The organism is Enterobacter cloacae complex sp. P2B (assembly GCF_014895985.1).
GTDB lineage: Bacteria > Pseudomonadota > Gammaproteobacteria > Enterobacterales > Enterobacteriaceae > Enterobacter > Enterobacter bugandensis.
The window spans coordinates 23,139-45,825 of the sequence record NZ_JADBQQ010000015.1 but is presented as its reverse complement, the minus strand read 5'-3'; the positions used below and the strand labels follow the sequence as shown (position 1 = coordinate 45,825).

Here is a 22,687-nt window from a genome sequence, read left to right as displayed (position 1 = left end):
GCTGAATTTGCTTAAAGTCTAAACATTTTCCGGTAGCGGCCGATAATCTTCTTTTATGCCCAGAAATATCTCGCTACCGGAAATAATATCATGCTTAAAACGCTATCGATTCGTACCGGCTTGCTCTCTTTACTGGCCGTTATGACCCTTCTGCTGCTGATTGTCAGCGGCATCGGCATTTATGCCCTCACACAGAGTTCTTCCTCACTGCAGCGCATTAATCACCTTCAGGGTGAGCAGATGGTGCAGCTGAACACCGGCTATACGCTGATCCTGCGCGCGCGCAATGAGGCGGGTCAGGCCGTCCGCATGATGGAAATCGGCATGCTGGACGATGCGGCCAAAGCGGTAAAAAACATCAATCAGGAAGTCGCCGTGGCCCGGAAAACGTTAAAAGGCGTGATTGACGGCGGCGTGGCTGACGAACAGGGGCAGCAGCTCCTCGACAAAGTCGCGGCCAGCCTGGCGACGTATAACCAGCAGGGGATCGGCCCGATGCTGAAAACCCTGAATGACCAGAGCGCAGACAGCTATTACGATCTGCTGGAGAACACGCTGATTCCGGTGGCGAAGCAGTTCGATAACGACATGCAGGCGTTTCAGAAATGGAGCGAAGCGCGAGGTCAGGCGGAAGTGAGCGCCGTGCAGGCGAGTAAAACCCGCGTGCTGATCCTGATTATTGTCGCCGCGCTGCTGACGGCGGGCATTATCGTGCTCGCCTGGCTGGCGCTGCGCCATATGCTGCTCAAGCCGCTGTCGGCCTCCATTGCGCAGCTGGAGAACGTGGCGGCGGGCGATTTAACCCACACGCTGAATGCCCCGGCGAGCCAGGAGTTTAACCGCCTCAACGCGGCGATAGAGGAGATGCGTCAGTCGCTGATGAGCTCGGTTCTGCGGGTTCGCGATGCCAGCTCGCAAATTGATACCGGCAGCCGCGAGCTGACGGCGGGGAACCGGGATCTTGCCGAGCGCACCGAATCCACCGCCACGTCGCTGGAGCAGACCGCCGCCAGCATGGAGCAGATCACCGCCACGGTGAAGCTTAACGCCGACAACGCCGAGCAGGCGCACCAGCTGGCGAAGTCTGTTTCCGACACCGCCGATCACGGCAGCGAAATGGTCTGCTACGTGATTGAAAAAATGCGCGATATCTCCGGCAGTTCGGCGCGCATCGCCGACATCCTGAGCGTGATTGACGGTATTGCCTTCCAGACCAACATTCTGGCGCTTAACGCCTCCGTGGAAGCGGCGCGCGCGGGCGAGCAGGGGCGCGGGTTTGCCGTGGTCGCGGGTGAAGTCCGCAACCTTGCCAGCCGCAGCGCCGACGCGGCGAAAGAGATCCGCTCTCTGATCGGCGATTCGCAGGCCCACGTTAACGAGGGCAGCGAGCTGGCCCAGCAGGCGGGTGAAACGATGGATGAGATTGCCACTGAAGTGCTGCGCATGACCAAACTGATGCGTGAAATTGCCACCGCGTCTCAGGAGCAGAGCCGCGGCATCGAGCAGGTGAATATTGCGGTGAACCAGATGGATGAAACCGCGCAGCAGAATGCGGCGCTGGTGCAGCAATCCTCCGCCGCGACCCGCTCCCTTGAGGAGCAGTCGCGTCAGCTGATGGAAGCCATGTCATCATTTAAAGTGACGGCTCAGACTGCGGCATAATATTTCCCAGCCCCGGTGCGTTCTGTGCCGGGGCTTTATTTTTCGCAGAATTTACCGCCGCAATATTATCGTGAATATCACCCATTAATAATTCCAGCGAGCTGGTTAACGCTAACGCTTTTTCAGTCGGCTCGAGATATAAACCTTTGCGAAAAAATAACGGCTCATCAAACAGTTGATTAAAACGCTTCAACGCCAGGCTCACCGCAGGACGGGACATCTCCAGGCGCAAAGAGGCTTTTGCCATACTGCCGCAGCGGACGACTTCAATAAATACAGGGATAAGATTTAAATCAATGCCGGTATTAGCCCGGGAATAATTTTTCATTGCAATTCTGCTCCAGGAAATAAATGTCAAACTGTTATGGAAATAATGCAGGAGCAGGGGTGAAGATTAAAGCGTGATTTTTATAAACACTTATACGGTAAAATATATAAATGTGTTGGGGAGCCAGACTGGCTCCCCGGGAGAGATATTACGCGTCCGGATACTCACGGATAAAACGTTCAACGTCTTCAACCATATGGTTGTTGCCAACGAAGAACGAACGACGCTGGTGAAGGCTTTCCGGCACGATGTCCAGAATACGCTGTTTACCGTCGCTCGCCTTGCCGCCCGCCTGTTCGGCCAGGAACGCCATCGGGTTGCATTCGTACAGCAGGCGCAGCTTCCCGTCCGGGTGGCTGGCGGTGCTTGGGTAGAGGTAGATACCGCCCTTCAGCAGGTTACGGTGGAAATCCGCGACCAGAGAGCCAATGTAGCGGGACGTGTAAGGGCGCTGGGTCGCTTTATCTTCTTCCTGGCAGAATTTGATGTACTTCTTCACGCCGTTCGGGAACTTGATGTAGTTGCCTTCGTTGATGGAGTAAGTGCTGCCTTTCTCCGGGAAGCGCATACGTTCCTGGCACAGGCAGAAGACGCCCAGCGACGGATCGTAGGTAAAGGCGTGAACCCCGCATCCGGTGGTGTAGACCAGCATGGTGGACGAGCCATAAACGACGTAACCGGCCGCAACCTGGTTACTGCCTGGCTGCAGGAAATCTTCTTCGGTTACCGGCGTACCAACAGGCGTGACGCGGCGGTAGATGGAGAAAATGGTACCGACAGAAACGTTAACGTCGATGTTGGAGGAGCCGTCGAGCGGATCCATCAGTACGACGTATTTCGCGTGTTCACACCCTTCGAAAACAACAATTTCATCTTCTTCTTCGGAGGCGATACCCGCAACGATGTCGCGCGCGCGCAGTGCAGCTTTCAGTTTTTCATTTGCGAACAGATCGAGTTTCTGCTGAACCTCGCCCTGAACGTTCTCGGCACCGCTGGCACCCAGGATATCGACCAGACCGGCCTTGTTGATATCACGGTGGATGATCTTAGCGCCCAGCTTTATTGCCGACAGCAAAGCAGTGAGTTCACCCGTAGCATGAGAGAACTCGTGCTGCTTTTCGACAATAAATTCACCTAACGTTTTCATAACACTTTCCCTGCATCTTTGTGAGTAGAGCGATTGTATGTTCACTAAAACGACTAAAGCCCAACAATCTTAACAAATATTCAAATAGTAGCGCAGAGGTGAATCGCGCCAGCAACATACGGATTTACCTGAAATGCGTTTCACAGCCGCTAACATGTGAGTAAAATGTGCGCCACATTAAAGAAGGATAGTGACGTATGCGCATTCATATATTGGGGATTTGTGGCACTTTCATGGGCGGACTGGCAATGCTGGCGCGCTCGCTGGGCCATGAAGTGACAGGTTCGGACGCCAATGTGTATCCGCCGATGAGCACGCTTCTGGAAAAACAGGGCATTTCTTTAATTCAGGGCTACGATGCCAGCCAGCTGGATCCCGAGCCGGATCTGGTCATCATTGGCAACGCCATGACCCGCGGTAACCCGTGCGTTGAAGCGGTGCTGGAACGCAATATTCCGTTCATGTCCGGCCCGCAGTGGCTGCATGACTTCGTGCTGCGCGACCGCTGGGTGGTTGCCGTAGCCGGTACCCATGGCAAAACCACCACCGCCGGCATGGCGACCTGGATCCTCGAAGCCTGCGGCTACAAGCCGGGCTTCGTGATCGGCGGCGTGCCGGGTAACTTCGACGTCTCTGCGCGTCTCGGCGACAGCCCGTTCTTTGTGATTGAAGCGGATGAATACGACTGCGCATTCTTCGACAAGCGTTCCAAATTCGTGCACTACTGCCCGCGCACGCTGATCCTCAACAACCTTGAGTTTGACCACGCGGATATCTTTGACGACCTGAAAGCCATTCAGAAACAGTTCCACCACCTGGTGCGCATTGTTCCGGGCCAGGGCCGCATTATCCTGCCGGAGAACGACATCAACCTGAAGCAGACCCTGGCGATGGGCTGCTGGAGCGAGCAGGAGCTGGTGGGCGAGCAGGGCCACTGGCAGGCGAAAAAACTCAACGCGGATGCCTCCGAGTGGGAAGTACTGCTCGACGGTGAGAAAGTGGGCGAGGTGAAGTGGGGCCTGGTGGGCGAGCACAACATGCACAACGGCCTGATGGCGATCGCCGCGGCGCGCCACGTGGGCGTACTGCCTGCGGATGCGGCCAATGCGCTGGGGACGTTTATCAACGCCCGCCGCCGCCTGGAGCTGCGCGGCGAAGCGAACGGCGTGACGGTGTATGACGATTTCGCGCACCACCCAACGGCCATTCTGGCGACGCTTGCCGCCCTGCGTGGCAAGGTTGGCGGCACCGCGCGCATTCTGGCGGTGCTGGAACCGCGCTCGAACACCATGAAAATGGGCATCTGCAAAGACGACCTCGCGCCGTCCCTGGGACGTGCCGACGAAGTCTTCCTGCTGCAGCCGCAGCATATTCCGTGGCAGGTGGCTGAAGTGGCCGACGCCTGCATTCAGCCTGCGCACTGGAGCGCGGACGTGGATGTCTTAGCGGATATGGTGGTCAAAGCCGCACAGCCTGGCGACCACATTCTGGTGATGAGCAACGGCGGGTTCGGTGGGATCCATCAGAAGCTGCTGGACGGTCTGGCGAAGAAAGCCGCGGCCGCAGAGTAAAAAAAGCCCGGTGGCGCTAGCGCTTACCGGGCCTACATTATCTCTTCTCCCTCTCCCCTTTGGGGAAAGGGAATTAATCTGCGTTCTCAGACAGCTCGCGCAGATACTGGAAAATCAGACGCGCGGATTTCGGCGGCTTATTCCCCTCTTTCTCTTTCTTCGCGTTGCGGATCAAAGAACGCAGCTGCTGGCGGTCGGCATCCGGCCACAGGTTCAGCACTTCCGGTACCGCATCATCACCCTGTTCAATCAGACGATCGCGGATCTGCTCCAGCTTATGGAACAGCGCAACCTGCTGGTTGTGGCGGTTTTTCAGCTTGTCCAGCGCCTGACGGATCGGATCCACGTCGCGCTGACGCAGCATTTTACCGATAAGCTGAAGCTGGCGACGACGGCCTTCTTTCTTGATTTTCTGTGCCAGTTCAATGGCATCACGCAGATCCTGGTCGAGCGGGATCTTATCCAGCGCGTTTTTACCCAGTTCTACCATTTCTGCGCCAAGCTGTTTTAACTCTTCGGCGTCACGTTTAATTTCACTTTTACTGACCCAGATGATCTCATCATCTTCGTCTTCGATGTCATCACCGGGAACGTCGTCGAGCCAGTCTTCGGGCTGCTTAGTCATGTCAGGCTCCTTAAAAAAAGAGGCTAATGTTACCAGTTAAGACGCGCACTGAAAAACGGTTCTCTGTTAGACTTCACTTAACTCTCTCTTACAGTATGGCATTTGCGATGAAAGTAACCTCACAAGTTGAAGCGCAGCGTAAGATTCTGGAAGAAGCCGTCTCCACCGCGCTGACGCTCGCTTCAGGTAAATCAGATGGCGCCGAAGTGGCGGTCAGCAAAACCACTGGCATTAGCGTGAGCACCCGCTATGGCGAAGTGGAGAATGTAGAATTTAACAGCGATGGCGCGCTTGGGATCACGGTGTATCACCAGAACCGCAAAGGCAGCGCGTCGTCCACCGATCTCAGCCCGGATGCCATCGCCCGCACGGTGCAAGCGGCGCTGGATATCGCCCGTTACACCTCTCCGGATCCTTACGCAGGCGTGGCGGATAAAGATCTGCTGGCGTTTGACGCGCCGGATCTCGATCTGTTCCATCCGGCGGAAGTGACCCCGGACGAAGCCATTGAGCTGGCCGCGCGCGCCGAGCAGGCGTCTTTGCAGGCTGACAAGCGCATCACAAATACCGAAGGCGGCAGCTTCAACAGCCACTACGGCATCAAAGTTTTCGGCAACAGCCACGGCATGCTGCAGGGCTACTGCTCCACCCGTCACTCGCTTTCAAGCTGCGTAATTGCCGAAGAGAACGGTGACATGGAGCGTGACTACGCCTACACCATTGGCCGCGCGCTGGGGGATTTGCAGTCTCCTGAGTGGGTGGGCAAAGAGTGTGCCGAACGCACGCTGTCTCGCCTGTCGCCGCGTAAGCTCTCCACTATGAAGGCCCCGGTCATTTTTGCCAATGAAGTGGCGACCGGCCTGTTTGGTCATCTGGTGGGCGCTATCGCGGGCGGCTCGGTGTACCGTAAATCGACCTTCCTGCTCGACTCGCTGGGCAAGCAGATCCTGCCGGAGTGGCTGACTATCGAAGAACATCCGCACCTGCTGAAAGGGCTGGCCTCCACGCCATTCGACAGCGAAGGCGTGCGCACTGAACGCCGCGATATTGTTAAAGACGGCATTCTGACCCAGTGGCTGCTGACCAACTACTCCGCGCGCAAGCTGGGGCTGAAAAGCACCGGACATGCGGGCGGGATCCACAACTGGCGCATTGCCGGTCAGGGCCTGAACTTCGAGCAGATGCTGAAAGAGATGGGCACCGGTCTGGTGGTCACCGAGCTGATGGGCCAGGGCGTAAGCGGCATCACCGGCGACTATTCTCGCGGTGCGGCAGGCTTCTGGGTCGAAAACGGCGAAATTCAGTATCCGGTGAGCGAAATTACCATCGCCGGAAACCTGAAGGACATGTGGCGCAATATCGTTACGGTCGGTAACGATATTGAAACACGTAGCAATATACAGTGTGGTTCTGTATTACTGCCGGAAATGAAAATCGCCGGCCAGTAATACCCGAAAAGCGTTTTAATAATAAAAAAGGAAGTGAGCAATGCGTAAACACCTGTTAGCGATCGTCGCGGCTTCAACGCTGGTTCTTGGCTCTTCTGCGTTTGCTGCCGATCTCGAAGACAACATGGACATCCTCAGTCAAAACCTGAAGGTAGTGCAGAAAACGGACAATGCGGCGGAAATGAAAGGCGCACTGACCAAAATGCGTGAAGCGGCGCTGGACGCGCAAAAAGCGACGCCGCCAAAGCTGGAAAGCAAAGCGGCAGACAGCGCAGAGATGAAAGACTATCGCCACGGCTTTGACGTGCTGGTCGGTCAGATCGACGGCGCGCTGAAGCTGGCTAACGAAGGCAAAGTGAAGGAAGCCCAGGCGGCGGCCGACCAGTTTGTGGCGACGCGCAACACGTATCACAAGAAATACCGTTAATTGGGTGCCTGAGCTGTACGTCCTTCCTCCGTATGCGGAGGCGCACTAAGCGCCCCCGCATCCTTGCTCCCTACTGGCCGGAGCGACAATCCATCCGCGCTGTCACTTCAAGCGAGCCGTTTCGAAAACGGATCTCGCACAGTGTTTTCCTCGTCACCAGCGTTAAGATGATTATTGTCAAAGCAACAATCATCGAAACCCGGATAATTGGGGATTGGCGTTTCATGGATGCCTCCTTGCTTTAAAGCGGGCGAGGTAGCGAACTCCACGGTCGTGACGTGTCGTTTCGAGCCCCCGCCCTGATTTTCTATCAGGCGGGGCTTTCCACTTTCCGTCCCATGCCTGAGACGGTCAGTCTCAAGCACCCGCAGCCACTCTAGCGAATCCCCATAAGAAAACCTTATCCACGTCACATTTCTACGAGCCTGCTCGTAAACTTTTCCACTCCGCTTACCTGTTTAGTGCCGCTTAATAGCGTGATATTCATCACGTAAATGCGGCCGTTAATCCAGATTCACCATATTTATGTGGCACAGATCACTGCTGCGGCTCGCCTTTCCACTTCGAAGTGGAAAACAACTCGCTACAAACCCTTCACGCCCAACGTTAGTTTTATTCCAGAGCCATTAACGGGGTAAGACGAGTGATTAACGGAGCGGTAATGAACGACGTTGGGGAACAGGCGGTGCAAACAGAACAGCTCGCGAACACCATGCTGCAGCAGGTTTATGCCCTGCTGGCCCGGCACAACATCATCCCCAATGCGGTACAGGAGCAGATGCTCACCTCCCACGTTCGCGCAATGGCGCACCGGTCCGTGACCGGCGAGCCGCTGCCGGAGGTTGAAGCAGAGCTGTTCGACGAAATTTCACCAGATTCAATGCAGCTTGCCCGTGAAGTGGTGGCGCAGTTTGGCAACCTTCCTGATGAAGAGGCCTGGCTGCTCTCCGTTCACTTTGAAGTCGCGAAAGACAACCTTTAAGGAGCAACACATGGAACAGATTACAGTCGTGATTGGCGATCGCCTGGGTAAAGGTCAGAAAGTGGCTGCGGGTGTGGAAAAAGCAGGTGGACGCGCAGTGGTTGTGCCGGGCATGGCGGCGGACATGAAGCTCGGCGACGTAATGAAAGCGGAAAACGCCACCTTCGGCATCTCCTTCTGCGGCAGCGGCGGCGCGGGCGCCATCACCGCCCAAACCAAATATGGCTACAAGGCCAAATACGGCATGCGTTCCGTGGAAGAGGGCGTGACCGCCATCAACGAAGGCTGCAACGTGCTGGGCTTTGGCTTTATGGATAAAGATGAGCTGGGCGAGCGTCTGGTGCAGGCGTGGCAGAAGAAATACGGCGCATAAGCATGAAAGAACAGTTCACAACCACGGTGAGAGTGAAGGGGAAGGGCGACGCCAAAGCGCGCGCCTTTGCCGACGCCCTCAACCACGTTCAGGCCGCGGTGATGAAAACCTCACCGCATATCTTACTGCGTATTGAGCCACAGGATGTGCAGGTTGTTCAGGCGCAAGAAGCGGTGCGTAAAGAAGCGTTTCTGTTCTTCTTTTTGCGCCGGGAAAGACGCACCTACAGCGTGGAGCTGGATGTGACCGTCAACGTGACCGCCATCAATCTCGACCAGGTGGATTTCGTCACGCAACGCTGATTATTCATAAAAGGGCAGACTGATGTTCTTAATTATATTAATAAAATCGCTCATCATTGGCGGCCTGGTTGGCGTCGGTGTCGGAGCCGGGGCTGCACGCATGTTTCATGCGCCTACCACTCAGGGTATGGGCGCGTTTCGTACGTTGGGGGAACTGAACTCCTGTGAAGGGGATCCGGCGTCCCACTTCTCCTTTGGGTTAGGTTTCTTCTTTAACGCCTGGGCCTCTTCCGTGGCTGCAGGTGCCTTCACACAGGACGTTGACCACCGCATCATCCCGAACTGGGGTGCTGCTGCACTGATGATCAAAAACCGTAACGTCGGCGAAACGCTGCACGATCCCCGCAAAATGGCGATTGCCTGCGGCGTGATTGGCATGCTCGTCGTCACCTTCCTGAACCTGACCGCCTCCTCCGTGCCGGCAGCGCTGCAGGTCACCGCCGTGAAGGTGCTGGTGCCTGCCGCGAATCTGCTGGTTAACACCGTGATGCCGGTGATCTTCTGGCTGGCGGCCATCGACGCGGGTAAAAAATCGGGCTTCTGGGCCACCATCTTCGGCGGCGCGGCGCAGCTGATCATGGGGAACGCCGTACCGGGTCTGGTTCTCGGCATCCTGATCGGTAAAGGCGTTGAGGAGAGCGGCTGGAACCACGTCACCAAAGTGATGATGGCGGCGATCGTCCTGCTGTTCGTGTTGAGCGGCTTCTTCCGCGGCTTCGACATGAAGATGATCGAATCCTTCCATCTGACCGTGCCGAACTGGCTCGACATGATCCACAACTCGCTCAGCGGTAAATAACAGGAGCCTCTACATGGAACAGAATAAAGGTTTTTGGTATGCCGACTGGTCGTTCCCGATCTTCGTTGGCCTGCTCTCCTCCGGCGTCTTCGCCGGGACGCACATGTACTACCTCTACGGCATCGGCGCGTTTAACGAAGTGGCCTTCGTGGCGATGCTGAAAGCGGGCATCGATACCGGCGTCTACGGCGCGGTGGCGGCGTTCGGCGCGAGCTTCCTGTTCGCCCGCATTATTGAAGGGTCGCTGGTGGGTATTCTCGACATCGGCGGGGCGATCCAGACCGGCGTGGGCCTCGGCGTACCGGCGCTGCTGCTGGGCGCGGGGATCATGTTCCCGGTGACCAACTTCATTGCCTCGCTGATTACCGGCCTGGTGATTGGTCTGGCGATTGGCTACGTCATCATCCTGGCGCGTAAGTTCACCATCAACCAGAGCAACTCCACCTACGGCGCAGACGTGATGATGGGCGCGGGTAACGCCTCCGGGCGCTTCCTCGGGCCGCTGATTATCCTCAGCGCGATGACCGCCTCCATTCCAATCGGCGTCGGTTCGCTGGTGGGCGCGCTGCTGTTCTACATCTGGCAGAAGCCGATTACCGGTGGCGCCATCCTCGGCGCAATGATTTTGGGCTGGCTGTTCCCGGTCGCCCTTTAATACCCGCGGGCGCTCCGGCGCCCGCCCTATCAGGAGATCCTCATGTTTGATTTACTCCTGCGCCGTGCGCGCCTCGCCGACGATACCCTGACCGATATCGCCATTCAGGACGGGAAGATCGCAGCGACGGGCGAAATTGACGCTCCCGCCCGTAAAACGGTTGAGCTTAACGGTGACGTGTACGTTAGCGCGGGCTGGATTGACTCCCACGTTCACTGCTACCCGAACTCACCGATTTACCACGACGAGCCGGACAGCGTGGGCATTGCCACCGGCGTTACTACCGTGGTGGACGCGGGCAGTACCGGGGCCGACGACGTGGACGATTTTTATGAAATCACCCGTAAAGCCTCCACCGACGTCTTTGCCCTGTTGAATATCTCCCGCGTGGGGCTGATTGCCCAGAACGAACTGGCCAACATGGCAAACATTGACGCCGATGCGGTGAAGCAGGCGGTGAAGCGCCACCCTGATTTTATCGTCGGCCTGAAGGCGCGCATGAGCAGCAGCGTGGTCGGTGAAAACGGCATTACGCCGCTGGAGCGCGCCAAAGCCATCCAGAAAGAGAATGGCGACTTGCCGCTGATGGTGCACATCGGCAATAACCCGCCGAACCTCGATGAAATCGCCGAGCTGTTAAGCTCCGGCGACATCATTACCCACTGCTATAACGGCAAGCCTAACCGCATTCTGACGCCGTCCGGCGAGCTGCGCGCCTCCATCACCTCTGCCCTTAAGCGCGGCGTGCGTCTGGACGTCGGCCACGGTACGGCGAGCTTCAGCTTTGAGGTGGCGAAACGCGCCATCGCGATGGGCATTCTGCCGCACACCATCAGCTCGGATATCTACTGCCGCAACCGCATCAACGGTCCGGTGGGCTCGCTGGCAAGCGTGATGTCGAAGTTTCTCGCCATTGGCATGTCATTGCCGCAGGTGATTGACTGCGTGACCTCGAACGCCGCCGACGGCCTGCGCCTGACGCGCAAGGGCCGCATCCAGCCGGGTCTCGACGCCGACCTGACGCTGTTCACGATTAAACGCCAGCCAACGGTGCTGACGGACGCTGAAAACGACAGCCTGCAGGCTGAATATATTCTGGTGCCGCTTGCCGCGATCCGCGCGGGCAAGGGCTACATGACCGAACAAGGGAGCACGGAACATGCCTTCGATTTATGAGAAGTATAATTTAAAGCAGGTTATCAACACCTCTGGCCGCATGACGGCGCTGGGCGTCTCCACGCCGCGCCCGGAAGTAGTGCAGGCGGCGATGGACGGCATGAATCATTACTTCGAGATGAAGGATCTGGTCAATAAAACCGGGGAATACATCGCGAAGCTGCTGGATGTGGAAGGCGCGACGGTGGTCTCCTGCGCGTCGGCGGGCATCGCCCAGTCCGTGGCGGCGGTGCTGGTAAAAGACAGCGACTGGCTGCTGGAAAACCTGCACGTTACCCCTATCGAGAACAATGAAATCGTCCTGCCGAAAGGCCACAACGTTAACTTTGGCGCGCCGGTCGGCACCATGGTGGCGCTGGGCGGCGGCAAGCTGGTGGAAGCGGGTTACGCCAACGAATGCTCCACCGACCAGCTGGCGGCGGCCATCACCCCGCGCACGGCGGCGATCCTCTACATCAAATCGCACCACTGCGTGCAGAAAAGCATGCTCAGCGTCGAGCAGGCGGCAGTCGTCGCACGTAAACACTCCCTGCCGCTGATCGTTGATGCTGCGGCGGAAGAAGATCTGCACGTGTACTACCGCTCCGGTGCGGATCTGGTGATTTACAGCGGCGCGAAGGCGATCGAGGGGCCAACCAGCGGCCTGGTGATCGGCAAAACCCAGTACGTCGAGTGGGTGAAGCGCCAGACGGCGGGCATTGGCCGCGCCATGAAGGTGGGTAAAGAGGGGATCCTCGGCCTGACCTGCGCCATTGAACACTACCTGACGGCCACCAAAGAAAGCGGTGCCGAGATGGTGGCGAAGATGACGCCGTTTATCGACGCGCTCAACACCCTGAACGGCGTCACCGCCCGCGTGGTCTGGGACAGCGCGGGTCGCGATATCGCCCGCACCGAAATTAAGTTCGACGAAGCCACCACTGGCGTCGGCACGGGTGACCTGGTGAACGCACTCAAGCAGGGCGAATACGCCATCTATTTCCGTGGCTACAAGGCCAACGAAGGGATTATCGAAGCGGACGTGCGCAGCGTAAGTGCTGACCAGCTGAACATCGTCTACCGCCGCATTAGCGAAGTATTAGGACAGGAGAAAAACGCATGAAACTGACCCCCAATTTTTACCGTGACCGCGTCTGCCTGAACGTGCTGGCCGGCTCAAAGGCCAACGCCAGCGCCATTTACGAGGCGGCGGAAGGTCACGTGCTGGTGGGCGTGCTCTCCAAAAATTACCCGGACGTGGCGAGCGCGGTCGCGGATATGCGTGAATACGCGGCGCTGATTGATAACGCGCTCTCCGTGGGCCTCGGCGCGGGCGATCCGAACCAGTCGGCGATGGTGAGCGAGATCTCCCGCCAGGTGCAGCCGCAGCACGTTAATCAGGTCTTCACCGGCGTGGCAGCGAGCCGCGCGCTGCTGGGGCAGAATGAATCGGTGGTCAATGGCCTGGTCTCTCCGACCGGTACCGTCGGCATGGTGAAAATCTCCACCGGCCCGCTGAGCAGCAAAGCGCCGGACGGCATCGTGCCGGTTGAAACGGCGATTGCCCTGCTGAAAGACTTCGGCGGCAGCTCGATTAAGTACTTCCCGATGGGCGGCCTCAAGTGCCGTGACGAATACCAGGCGGTGGCGGAAGCCTGCGCCCGTCACGACTTCTGGCTGGAGCCGACGGGGGGTATCGATCTGGAAAACTATGAGGCGATCCTGCAGATCGCCCTCGACGCGGGCGTGAGCAAAATCATCCCGCACATCTACAGCTCGATTATCGACAAAGCCAGCGGCGATACGCGTCCCGAAGATGTGCGTACGCTTCTGGCGATGACGAAGAAGCTGGTGAAGTAGAACTCACACATATAAAGGAGCCACCATGCACACCCGTAACCTGCTTGTCGCTTCACTCTCAATGCTCGCCACCGCCGCCATTGCCCAGACGCAATACGCCTGGGTGGGCACCTATAATCCGAACGGTGAAGGGCTGTACCGTTTTACCGTCGACCCGCAAACCGGCGCGCTGGACGATAAAACGCTGGTGAGCAAACTGCCGAACGCGGCGCAGTTGACCCTTTCGCAAGACGGTAAAACGCTGTATCTGGCAAGCGAAGTGGAGCAGGGCGTGGTGCAGGCGCTGCGCGTCGGCGATAACGGTGAGCTGAGCGAACTGAATCAGGTGTCCTCCGGCGGCGCCGGGCCGGTGTATCTTTCGCTAACGCCAAACGGCAAGCATCTGCTGGTGGCGAACTACGTCAGCGGATCGATTGCCGTTTTGCCCGTCAACGCGGACGGCAGCCTGGGTGACGCGACGGACAGACATCAGGACCAGGGCGAACCGGGCGCGGCGAAGCCGGAAGCGGCCGTTGAGGGCAGTTTCGCGATCAGCGATCACAACGGCCCGCATGCGCACATGATCGCCGCCGATCCGAGCGGGAAGCACGTTTTTTCCACCGATCTTGGGCTGGATCGTATCTATCAGTACCGCTTTGACGATCGAACCGGAAAGCTAACGCCGAACGATCCGCCGTTTATCAGCGCCTCTTCGAAAGGTGCCGGTCCGCGCCACTTCGTCTTTACGCCGAAAGGCGATGCCCTGTGGCTGATTAACGAAGAGGCCTCTACGCTCACCCATTATGCGCTGGACAGCAACGGCAGGCTGAAAGAGGGCAAAACGGTCTCTGCCCTGCCGGACGGTTACAAAGGCACCAGTTTTGCTGCCGGGCTGGCGCTAAGCGCCGATGGTAAACAGCTGTATGTGGCGAACCGTTTGCATAACAGCATCGGGCACTTTACCGTAACAGCGGAGGGCACGCTGACGCATCAGGAGGATGTCTGGACGCGCGGCGACTACCCGCGCACCCTGACGCTCGATCAGCAGGGCCGCTGGCTGTACGTCATGAACCAGCGCAGCGACAACATTACCCGTTTCCGCGTGGCGCCGGACGGCAAGCTGAGCGCCGAGCCAGACTATACCCCGGTCGGCAGCCCATCCCAGATGGTCATTTCACCCTGAGCAGTAAGAGGACAACGACGTGCGATTTCCGAACCAACGTTTAGCGCAACTTTTCGATCTGTTGCAAAACGAGACGCTGCCGCAGGACGAGCTGGCGCAGCGGCTGTCGGTCTCCACGCGAACCGTCCGCGCAGATATCACCGCCCTGAACGCGCTGCTGGCGAGCCACGGCGCGCAGTTTATTCTGAGCCGGGGTAACGGCTACCAGCTTAAAATTGACGATGCCGAGCGCTATCAGCAGCTGCAGGCATCGCACCCGCGTGCACTGCGTATTCCCCGAACGGGACCGGAGCGCGTGCACTATCTGGTGGTGCGTTTCCTGACGTCGGCGTTTTCACTTAAGCTTGAAGATCTGGCCGACGAGTGGTTTGTCAGCCGCGCCACCTTGCAGAGCGACATGGTGGAAGTGCGCGAGTGGTTCCAGCGCTATAACCTGACGCTGGAAACCCGCCCGCGCCACGGCATGAAGCTGTTTGGCAGCGAGATGTCGGTCCGCGCCTGCCTGACCGATCTTCTGTGGGAGCTGGCGCAGCAGGACAGCCTTAACCCGCTGGTGACGGAGGTCGCGCTCAACGCTGGGGTACCGGAGCAGATGGTGGTCGTGCTTCACGACGCGCTCACCCGCCATCACATTCGTCTGACCGACGAAGGCGAACTGTTCCTGCGCCTGTACTGCGCGGTGTCGGTGCGGCGCATCAGCGAGGGGTATCCGCTGCCGGAATTCCACGCGGAAGACGTGGAAGAGAACGTGCGCGAGGCGGCGAAGGATATCGCGGTGGCCATTCAGGAGCTGGCGGGCAAGGCGCTTGCGCCATCGGAAGAGAGCTGGCTGTGCGTCCACATCGCGGCGCGGCAGATTCAGGAGATTGCCCCCAGCGCGATTAACGCCGACGACGACGAAGCGCTGGTCAACTATATCCTGCGCTACATCAACACCCACTATAACTACAACCTGCTCAGCGACGCGCAGCTGCACGCCGATCTGCTCACGCACATCAAAACCATGATCACCCGCGTGCGCTATCAAATCATGATCCCCAATCCGCTGCTGGACAACATCAAGCAGCACTATCCGATGGCGTGGGATATGACCCTCGCGGCGGTGTCGAGCTGGGGGAAATACACGCCATATGCGATCAGCGAAAACGAGATTGGTTTTCTGGTGCTGCACATCGGCGTGGGGCTGGAGCGCCACTATAACATCGGCTACCAGCGCCAGCCGCGCGTGCTGCTGGTGTGCGACGCCGGTAATGCGATGGTGCGCATGATCGAGGCGGTGCTCCAGCGCAAATACCCGCAGATCGAGGTGACGCGCACGCTCACTCTGCGCGAGTACGAGCTGGCGGATGCCATCGGTGAAGACTTTGTCATCTCCACCGCCCGCGTGAGTGAAAAATCTAAACCGGTGGTGACGATCGCCCCGTTCCCGACCGATTATCAGTTAGAGCAGATCGGCAAGCTGGTGCTGGTGGACCGCACCCGCCCGTGGATGCTGGAGAAATATTTCGACGCGGCCCATTTCCGCATTCTCGACAAGCCTGTTGACCAGCAAACGCTGTTCCGCGAGCTGTGTGAACAGCTTGAGGCCGAAGGCTTTGTCGGCGCGGAGTTTCTGGATTCGGTCGTTGAGCGTGAAGCTATCGTCAGCACCATGCTCGGCGACGGTATCGCGCTGCCGCACTCCCTCGGCCTGCTGGCACAGAAAACGGTGGTCTATACGGTGCTGGCTCCGCAGGGTATTCAGTGGGGGGATGAAACGGCGCACGTCATCTTCCTGCTCGCCATCAGCAAAAGCGAGTACGAAGAGGCGATGGCGATTTACGACATCTTCGTCACTTTCCTGCGAGAACGCGCGATGACGCGCCTGTGCCAGTGCGAGGATTTTGCGGCGTTTAAGGCTGAGGCGATGGAGAGTTTGAGCCGGTTTTGAGGCCAGGCGGATAGAGGTTATCCGCCTTCATTCACCGCAAATGATGCACAACCTGGTTGCTGCTGCCGCGCCAGATCAGGGCCGGGTCTTTTAAATCCTGCACGAACTTGCCGTCCACCAGCACGTTAATTAAATCCACAACTTCCTTCTGAGCTGCATTCAGCTCATCCAGCTTATATCCCGTCCAGACCCAGATATCTTTTCCCGCGCACTCGCGGCGGATGCGCTTCACCAGCTTCAGGATCTCCGGCACGTTTTGCGGATGGAGCGGATCGCCGCCGGAGAGCGAAATCCCCTGGCGTTTGATGCGCGTGTCGTTCAGGTCGTTGATGATGCGGTCTTCCATTTCAGCGGTAAACGGCATGCCGGAATTTACGCGCCAGGTGCTTTTGTTGTAGCAGCCGGGGCACTCATGTACGCAACCTGAAACGAACAGGGTGCAGCGGGTGCCGGGGCCGTTGACGATGTCGACGGGGTAGTACTGATGGTAGTTCATAGCGGTTAACCAAGCCGGGTACAGTGTGAGTGCGGATTGTAGGCCCGGTAAGCGTAGCGCCACCGGGCATAAATGTGGCATTGGCTCAACCGATCTGCCCATTCCCCAGATGTTTCACCCGGCGCTTCACCTCTTCCTGCTTGCCGGCGTTAAACGGACGGGCATCCGGGCTGCCGAGATAGCCGCACACGCGGCGGGTCACGGAGACACGGGCTGCATCGTGGTTGCCGCATTTCGGGCAGGTAAAGCCTTTGCTCGTACACTCGAACTCACCGGTAAAGCCACACTCGTAGCATTCGTCGATTGGCGTATTGGTCCCGTAATACGGCACGTGCTGATAGCTATAATCCCACACGTCTTCCAGCGCCTTCAGGTTGTGCTGGATGTTCGGGTACTCGCCGTAGCAGATGAACCCGCCGCTGGCGATGGGCGGATAGGCCGCTTCGAAGTCGATCTTGTCGTACGGGTTTACCTTTTTCTCCACGTCGAGGTGGAAGCTGTTGGTGTAGTACCCTTTGTCGGTCACGCCTTCCACAATCCCGAACTCGGCGGTGTCCAGACGGCAGAAGCGGTCGCACAGGTTCTCGCTCGGCGTACTGTAGAGGCTAAACCCGTAGCCAGTTTCCTCTTTCCACTGGTCAACCGCGTCGCGCAGGCGCTGGACAATCGCAATGCCTTTTTCGCGCAGGGCCGCGCTGTCGTACATATGCGCGTCGCCAGACAGGGCGTTGATGGTTTCGTGGATGCCGATATAGCCCAGCGAAATCGACGCGCGGCCGTTTTTGAAGATCTCGGACACGTCATCGTCCGCCTTCAGGCGCACGCCGCATGCCCCTTCCATATAGAGGATGGGCGCCACGCGGGCTTTCACCCCTTCAAGGCGTGCGATACGGGTCATCAGCGCCTTACGCGCCAGCTGCAGGCGTTCATCCAGCAGTTTCCAGAATTCAGCTTCATTGCCTTTGGCCTCCAGCGCGATGCGCGGCAGGTTCAGGCTGATGACGCCCAGGTTGTTACGCCCGTCGTGGATCTGCTCGCCGTTTTCATCCTCGTACACCCCGAGGAAGCTGCGGCAGCCCATAGGCGTTTTAAACGAGCCGGTGACTTTTACCACCTGGTCGTAGTTCAGAATGTCCGGGTACATGCGCTTGCTCGCGCACTCCAGCGCCAGCTGTTTGATGTCGTAGTTCGGATCGCCAAACTTGTGGTTCAGGCCGTCGCGGATGGCGAACACCAGTTTCGGGAACACCGCGGTTTTGCGGTTCTTGCCGAGGCCGGAAATACGGTTGCGCAGAATGGACTGCTGGATCAGGCGTGATTCCCAGCTGGTGCCCAGGCCAAAACCGAAGGTCACAAACGGCGTCTGCCCGTTGGCGGTGTGCAGCGTGTTCACTTCATATTCCAGCGACTGGAACGCGTCGTAGCACTCTTTTTCGGTACGGGAGCGCGCATAGCCGTCCGCGTCCGGGATCTGCCACTCTTCGGCAGTTTTCCGATGCTTGTTGAAGCTCGCCGTCACGAACGGGGCCAGCACTTCGTCAATACGGTTAATGGTGGTCCCGCCATAAATGTGGCTCGCCACCTGAGCGATGATCTGTGCCGTTACCGCTGTCGCCGTGGAGATCGACTTAGGCGGTTCAATCTCGGCGTTACCCATTTTAAAGCCCTGGGTCAGCATGCCTTTCAGGTCGATCAGCATGCAGTTGAACATCGGGAAGAACGGCGAGTAATCGAGGTCGTGATAGTGGATCTCGCCGCGCTCGTGTGCCGAGACCACGTCGCGCGGCAGCAGATGCTGGCGGGCATAGTGTTTGGCGACGATACCGGCCAGCAGATCGCGCTGGGTCGGGATCACTTTGCTGTCTTTGTTGGCGTTTTCATTGAGCAGGGCAGAGTTGGTCTGCTCCACCAGGCCACGGATCTCCTGATTCAGACGACCGCGCTTCTCACGCTGCACGTCGCGATCGTGGCGATACTCAATGTAGGCGCGGGCTAACTGTTTGTAGGGGCCAGCCATCAGCTGGTTTTCAACCGCGGTCTGGATCTCGTTGATATCGACCTGGCTGCGTTCAGTCATCTGGCTGCTAACGACTTCTGCGACGGTGGCGCAGTAATCTGCGTCATCGACTCCCGCTGCTTTAGCTGCACGCAGAATGGCTTCCTGGATGCGCTCTGATTTAAACGGCACTTTACAGCCATCACGTTTCATCACATGCGGTGTCATGATCACTCCATTTTTAAAAACAGGTTATCCACAGAGGTGGAGAAGTATTCACCGGACGTATTCCCCGCCAGGCCAAAGACTTCCCCCGTTCCCAGCTCATGTTATCCACAATTCCGGCCAGCGTAAGCGCCGTCTTGTTGTTGGAATAGTAGACGATTAATACAAGATGTTGGGTCGGCGTGCATTTTAAGTTCTACATATAGTGATTTGCATCAAACAAGTTTGCGATTTATTTGACGCAGAACAAAGTAAAAAGACGAGAGTACAAACGGCGGGCGCTTCAGCCTTTGTAAAGACGCGAAGGAAAAATCTGATTAATTATTCAACAAAAACAAGCGCTCAACGTGGTACATGCTGAGCGCCGTTCGGTTAACTCACCGCGCAGGCCCAGCTCAATCCTGCCTGTAAAAAGGCTGCGGTAGCGATACTGCCCAGTATCACCGGAATGAGAAGGGAGCGGTCAGGGGCCGCATCCTGTTTTTGAGGTTCTTCAGCACTCAGGGCGGACATCGCCTCTTCCCGGGTGCGCGCCGCCAGAAGCTGCGCGCGCACTCGATCTTCTGTCAATAAACTGGTCAGCGTCGTCAGCAGTTGCATATGGGTACTGCCTGCTTCCGCGGGCGGAATGGCGAGCAGGAAAACCATTCTGACCTCTTCATCACCGTCCAGCCCCGGCCAGCGTATCGGGTCGTCAAAGAGTGCCAGACAAAACGCCGCCTGCTGCACCGCCTCGGTTTTACCGTGCGGAACGGCGAGCGCTTCACCCAGCGCGGTAGGGCCTTCGCTTTCGCGCTGTAACACGCTCTGGATGAATGTTTCTTCATCGCAGATGATTTTTCGCCTGGCGAGCGGTTCGGCGAGCCAGCGGATCAGCGCTTCAGGCGTACGGTGCGGCGGATTGATAAAAACCAGATCGGGGTGCGTCAATGCAAGCAAGTTCATATTAAGCCTCCATCAAAAAATCGCAGGTTGCGAAAGGGGGGATTGCCGTTACCGGCGGCACAGGCTCTTCCAGATAGTTGATCTGACGTAGCCCCGCCAGACTTTCCGGGACGGGAACCGGCTGCGTCCCGGCGTTAAACACCCGGACGACGGTGCCATTCGATCGTTGCGCATGGGGCAGGGCAGAAAGGACTAGCGGCTCCGGCAGGGTCAATAATGAGAATTGTGCCGGAAGCTGATGCTCGGGCAGACGCAACGCAAAGCGCTCAAGGCGGTGATCGAGCGTGTGTAACGATTGCCGTTGGTAGGTGAAGGGCTGTCCGGCCGCCTGATTTTCCAGCTGGCGAAGCGTGAGATGGTCGGCGTTGTCGGCCAGCGCGACGGTAAATGAAAAGTGCAGCGGTTTCAGTAACTGGGCGTCGGGGGTCTCAACCACCGTATTATTAATGCCGGACGCCCGGCCCGGTCGCCAGTCGAGATCGTTGCGCCCGAGCACGCCCGTCGCTTTAAATAACGTCAGGGCAATCGTCGCGGGTTCGCTGCCGATAATCTGAAATTCCTTCATACCGCGACTATTCACCACCAGCGCTTTGCCCGCTTCCGCGACAGCAATAATGCCTTCGGTGGTTTCGATATCCACGGGCATCTCGCGATAGCGCTCCTGCCAGTTTCCACTCTCACACCCCGTATCGCGCTGGATTATCGCGAAGGGCTGGGAGGCGATAGCGTGACGGGTGCGAATATCGCTGCCGATCAGTAAACGTAGCCGGTGATCGCAGTGGCTGTTTTCCAGCGAAGCCTCGACGTACAGGTTCGGATCGTCTTCGCGTAATGTACACTCCAGACGAATGGATAACGGCGTTCGGGCAGTATCCTGGCGTCCGGCGAGATCTGGCGGAAGAAACAGGGTGACTTCAACGATCAGCTTTTCGACAAGCGGCGTTTTCAGGCAGTCGACGAGCGTGAAATGGTCGCATCGCGTCGGCGTATCGCCCGCAAGCGGTGAGAAATCGTAGCTGTCGCCCGCATCCGCACAGTCTTCAAGGGTAAAGAACGAGGGGATGCATCTGCCACTGCGTTTGTCGTGCAGAGTTAGCGTTCCGTCGTCCAGCGTTAATCTGTACTGTGCATTCTCTATCTCGCTGCCCGTTGTCTGTTCAGGCTGCCGGAAAGGCGCCGGGTCATCTTCAACGTTAACGCTGAGATAGCCGACCGGCGGCAGAACCGGTGTTTTCACAGCAACGTGCCAGCGGTAATAAGGGGGAAGGGGCGTTTCACACTCGCCTTCGGCGTTAAGGGAGATCGCCGTTCCGCCGGGCAACACGTCTCTTTTCAGGACGTCGAAGGGGATGGCCTGCCCCTGATACATCAGGGCGATATTTTCAGCGCGGCTATAGAGAGTGGTTTTCACCACGCGCTGCGTTTGCGTGGCCAGCGGGTTAAAAATCAGCAGATCGCCTTCCCGAGCGCAGCCGGCGGCCAGCGTTTTTACCACCAGGTTCCACAGGCTGTGGCACAGCTGTTCGGTTTGCTCCAGTCGATGCAAAATATCGCGGTTGGTGGCATCGCTGTTACAGCCGCCGATGGAGTCATGGGCATGGCTTCGCAACAGCTTCTTCCAGAGCGTATCGACCACCGAGAGGTTGACCGGGAGCCCCTGATGACGCGCCATGGCGATTGTCGGCTCCAGCTGCCGCAGGATGAACTGCTCAACTGCATCATTTTTCTTTTTAATGTCGTAGCGCACGGAGCCGATCGTTTTATGGATGCGGGTGTAGCGCGGCGATTTCAGCTCTCCTTCCCAGAATTCAAACTGCTCACGCTGCGCGCGCAGAATGTCGACGTAGCGCTCCAGCGAACTGATGACGTAATGGTCCTCATCCGGGGAGCGTGCGCTGGCGACCTGCAGGATTTTCGGCAGCGCCGGGTCGATACTGACCTGATCGCCGCCGCAGGGCAGCAGCAGGTCATTTATTCCGGCCCGCGAGCGCAGGAGATTAACCATCGGGAAGATTTTTCCCTGCAAATGGCTCGCGTCTGAAGAGATGTTTTTAGCCGCGCCATAACCGAATGCCATCGCGCAGGCGATAACGGTCGCCCCTGACGGCGCGCGCCAGAGGAACTGGCTGCTTTTCGCCTGTCTGTCGTGATCGATGCCGCGCCAGAAGACGATGTTGTCGATATTGCAGCCCTGCAAAATCGTGGGCATCTGCGCATTGTGGCCGAAGGTATCCGGAAGATACCCAACCTGCATGGTGTGCCCCAGCTTACGGGCAGAGAAGATGCCGTATTTGAGGTTGCGGATAATGGATTCGCCATGCACGTTGTAGGTGTCCGTCTGGGTATACCACGGCCCCACAAAAATCCTTTTCGCTCTGACCAGCGTCTCCAGCCTGGTGCGATACTCGGGATTGATGGCGAGAAAGTCCTCTACCACCGCCATCTGTCCATCAAGGTGATAGCAGCTGTAAGCCGGGTCCTGCTCCAGCGTGTCGATGACGTCCGCAAAGTTATATGACGCCAGCACCATGCTGTCCTGACGGGTGAAATACCACTCCTGATCCCAGTGCGTATGGGCAATGACGTGGATCTGATTCAT

General features: G+C 57.9%; 22 protein-coding genes. 14 read left to right on the top strand and 8 right to left on the bottom strand.

Annotated elements, in window-relative coordinates:
* The first annotated feature begins 90 nt into the window (after positions 1-90).
* A complete protein-coding gene (locus IM313_RS14070; protein ID WP_192972021.1) occupies positions 91-1,662 on the top strand; it encodes a methyl-accepting chemotaxis protein in 1,572 nt (523 codons plus the stop codon).
* On the opposite strand, the gene IM313_RS14065 is transcribed toward IM313_RS14070, so the two are convergent.
* Entirely contained in the window at positions 1,634-1,990 is a 357-nt protein-coding gene (locus IM313_RS14065) for a LysR family transcriptional regulator (protein WP_028015292.1), read from the bottom strand. The two genes, IM313_RS14070 and IM313_RS14065, sit on opposite strands and share 29 nt — an antisense overlap.
* Positions 1,991-2,138: 148 nt before the next feature.
* A complete protein-coding gene (gene fbp, locus IM313_RS14060; protein WP_028015293.1) occupies positions 2,139-3,137 on the bottom strand; it encodes a class 1 fructose-bisphosphatase in 999 nt (332 codons plus the stop codon).
* 197 nt (positions 3,138-3,334) lie between these two features.
* Here fbp and mpl point away from each other — a divergent pair, with 197 nt between their 5' ends.
* A complete protein-coding gene (gene mpl / locus IM313_RS14055; RefSeq protein WP_048999482.1) occupies positions 3,335-4,708 on the top strand; it encodes a UDP-N-acetylmuramate:L-alanyl-gamma-D-glutamyl-meso-diaminopimelate ligase in 1,374 nt (457 codons plus the stop codon).
* A 73-nt stretch (positions 4,709-4,781) separates the two neighbouring features.
* On the opposite strand, the gene yjgA is transcribed toward mpl, so the two are convergent.
* Positions 4,782-5,333, bottom strand: a complete 552-nt coding sequence (gene yjgA, locus IM313_RS14050; RefSeq protein WP_126326220.1) for a ribosome biogenesis factor YjgA — start codon at positions 5,331-5,333, stop codon at positions 4,782-4,784.
* Positions 5,334-5,428: 95 nt separating this feature from the next.
* On the opposite strand from yjgA, the gene pmbA reads away from it, so the two are divergent.
* Both pmbA and cybC read left to right on the top strand, forming a co-directional pair.
* On the top strand, positions 5,429-6,781 hold the full coding sequence (pmbA, locus tag IM313_RS14045) for a metalloprotease PmbA (RefSeq protein WP_032644960.1): 1,353 nt from the start codon (positions 5,429-5,431) through the stop codon (positions 6,779-6,781).
* Between the two features lie 40 nt (positions 6,782-6,821).
* Complete coding sequence (gene cybC, locus IM313_RS14040; protein WP_028015297.1) at positions 6,822-7,208, top strand: cytochrome b562; 387 nt, start codon at positions 6,822-6,824, stop codon at positions 7,206-7,208.
* Positions 7,209-7,278: 70 nt separating this feature from the next.
* Here cybC and IM313_RS14035 read toward each other — a convergent pair whose 3' ends face one another.
* On the bottom strand, positions 7,279-7,434 hold the full coding sequence (locus IM313_RS14035; RefSeq protein ID WP_041911460.1) for a Hok/Gef family protein: 156 nt from the start codon (positions 7,432-7,434) through the stop codon (positions 7,279-7,281).
* Between the two features lie 417 nt (positions 7,435-7,851).
* On the opposite strand from IM313_RS14035, the gene IM313_RS14030 reads away from it, so the two are divergent.
* From IM313_RS14030 to IM313_RS13985, 10 genes are read left to right on the top strand one after another with little or no spacing between them, the layout of a single operon-like run.
* Complete coding sequence (locus IM313_RS14030; protein WP_026080657.1) at positions 7,852-8,190, top strand: PRD domain-containing protein; 339 nt, start codon at positions 7,852-7,854, stop codon at positions 8,188-8,190.
* Positions 8,191-8,200: 10 nt separating this feature from the next.
* On the top strand, positions 8,201-8,563 hold the full coding sequence (locus IM313_RS14025; protein WP_192972022.1) for an SFCGS family glycine-rich protein: 363 nt from the start codon (positions 8,201-8,203) through the stop codon (positions 8,561-8,563).
* 2 nt (positions 8,564-8,565) lie between these two features.
* Positions 8,566-8,865 carry a DUF4312 family protein gene (locus IM313_RS14020; RefSeq protein ID WP_023324060.1) on the top strand — a complete coding sequence of 100 codons (300 nt, stop codon included), beginning with the start codon at positions 8,566-8,568 and terminating at the stop codon, positions 8,863-8,865.
* Positions 8,866-8,887: 22 nt separating this feature from the next.
* Entirely contained in the window at positions 8,888-9,664 is a 777-nt protein-coding gene (locus tag IM313_RS14015) for a DUF4311 domain-containing protein (RefSeq protein ID WP_023310182.1), read from the top strand.
* A gap of 13 nt (positions 9,665-9,677) precedes the next feature.
* Positions 9,678-10,319, top strand: a complete 642-nt coding sequence (locus IM313_RS14010; RefSeq protein ID WP_003856081.1) for a DUF4310 family protein — start codon at positions 9,678-9,680, stop codon at positions 10,317-10,319.
* Positions 10,320-10,361: 42 nt separating this feature from the next.
* Positions 10,362-11,495, top strand: coding sequence for an amidohydrolase/deacetylase family metallohydrolase (locus tag IM313_RS14005; RefSeq protein WP_048999485.1), 1,134 nt, complete (start codon positions 10,362-10,364; stop codon positions 11,493-11,495).
* Entirely contained in the window at positions 11,479-12,597 is a 1,119-nt protein-coding gene (locus tag IM313_RS14000) for a DgaE family pyridoxal phosphate-dependent ammonia lyase (protein ID WP_048999486.1), read from the top strand. The genes IM313_RS14005 and IM313_RS14000 overlap by 17 nt, the downstream gene beginning before the upstream one ends.
* Positions 12,594-13,334: a KDGP aldolase family protein gene (locus tag IM313_RS13995; protein ID WP_041911457.1), complete on the top strand. Its 741-nt coding sequence runs from the start codon at positions 12,594-12,596 to the stop codon at positions 13,332-13,334. The genes IM313_RS14000 and IM313_RS13995 overlap by 4 nt, the downstream gene beginning before the upstream one ends.
* 25 nt (positions 13,335-13,359) lie before the next feature.
* Entirely contained in the window at positions 13,360-14,496 is a 1,137-nt protein-coding gene (locus IM313_RS13990; protein WP_048999488.1) for a lactonase family protein, read from the top strand.
* Positions 14,497-14,515: 19 nt separating this feature from the next.
* On the top strand, positions 14,516-16,426 hold the full coding sequence (locus IM313_RS13985) for a transcription antiterminator (RefSeq protein ID WP_048999489.1): 1,911 nt from the start codon (positions 14,516-14,518) through the stop codon (positions 16,424-16,426).
* A 31-nt stretch (positions 16,427-16,457) separates the two neighbouring features.
* Here the strand turns inward: IM313_RS13985 and nrdG are convergent, their stop codons facing one another.
* From nrdG to IM313_RS13965, 4 genes are all read right to left on the bottom strand, one after another.
* Positions 16,458-16,922 (bottom strand): anaerobic ribonucleoside-triphosphate reductase-activating protein, encoded by a 465-nt coding sequence (gene nrdG, locus IM313_RS13980; protein ID WP_048999490.1) that lies wholly within the window; start codon positions 16,920-16,922, stop codon positions 16,458-16,460.
* Between the two features lie 85 nt (positions 16,923-17,007).
* Positions 17,008-19,146: an anaerobic ribonucleoside-triphosphate reductase gene (gene nrdD, locus IM313_RS13975; protein WP_048960133.1), complete on the bottom strand. Its 2,139-nt coding sequence runs from the start codon at positions 19,144-19,146 to the stop codon at positions 17,008-17,010.
* Between the two features lie 369 nt (positions 19,147-19,515).
* Positions 19,516-20,088 (bottom strand): PTS sugar transporter subunit IIA, encoded by a 573-nt coding sequence (locus IM313_RS13970; RefSeq protein WP_041911451.1) that lies wholly within the window; start codon positions 20,086-20,088, stop codon positions 19,516-19,518.
* Between the two features lies 1 nt (position 20,089).
* On the bottom strand, positions 20,090-22,687 hold the full coding sequence (locus IM313_RS13965; protein ID WP_192972023.1) for a glycoside hydrolase family 38 C-terminal domain-containing protein: 2,598 nt from the start codon (positions 22,685-22,687) through the stop codon (positions 20,090-20,092).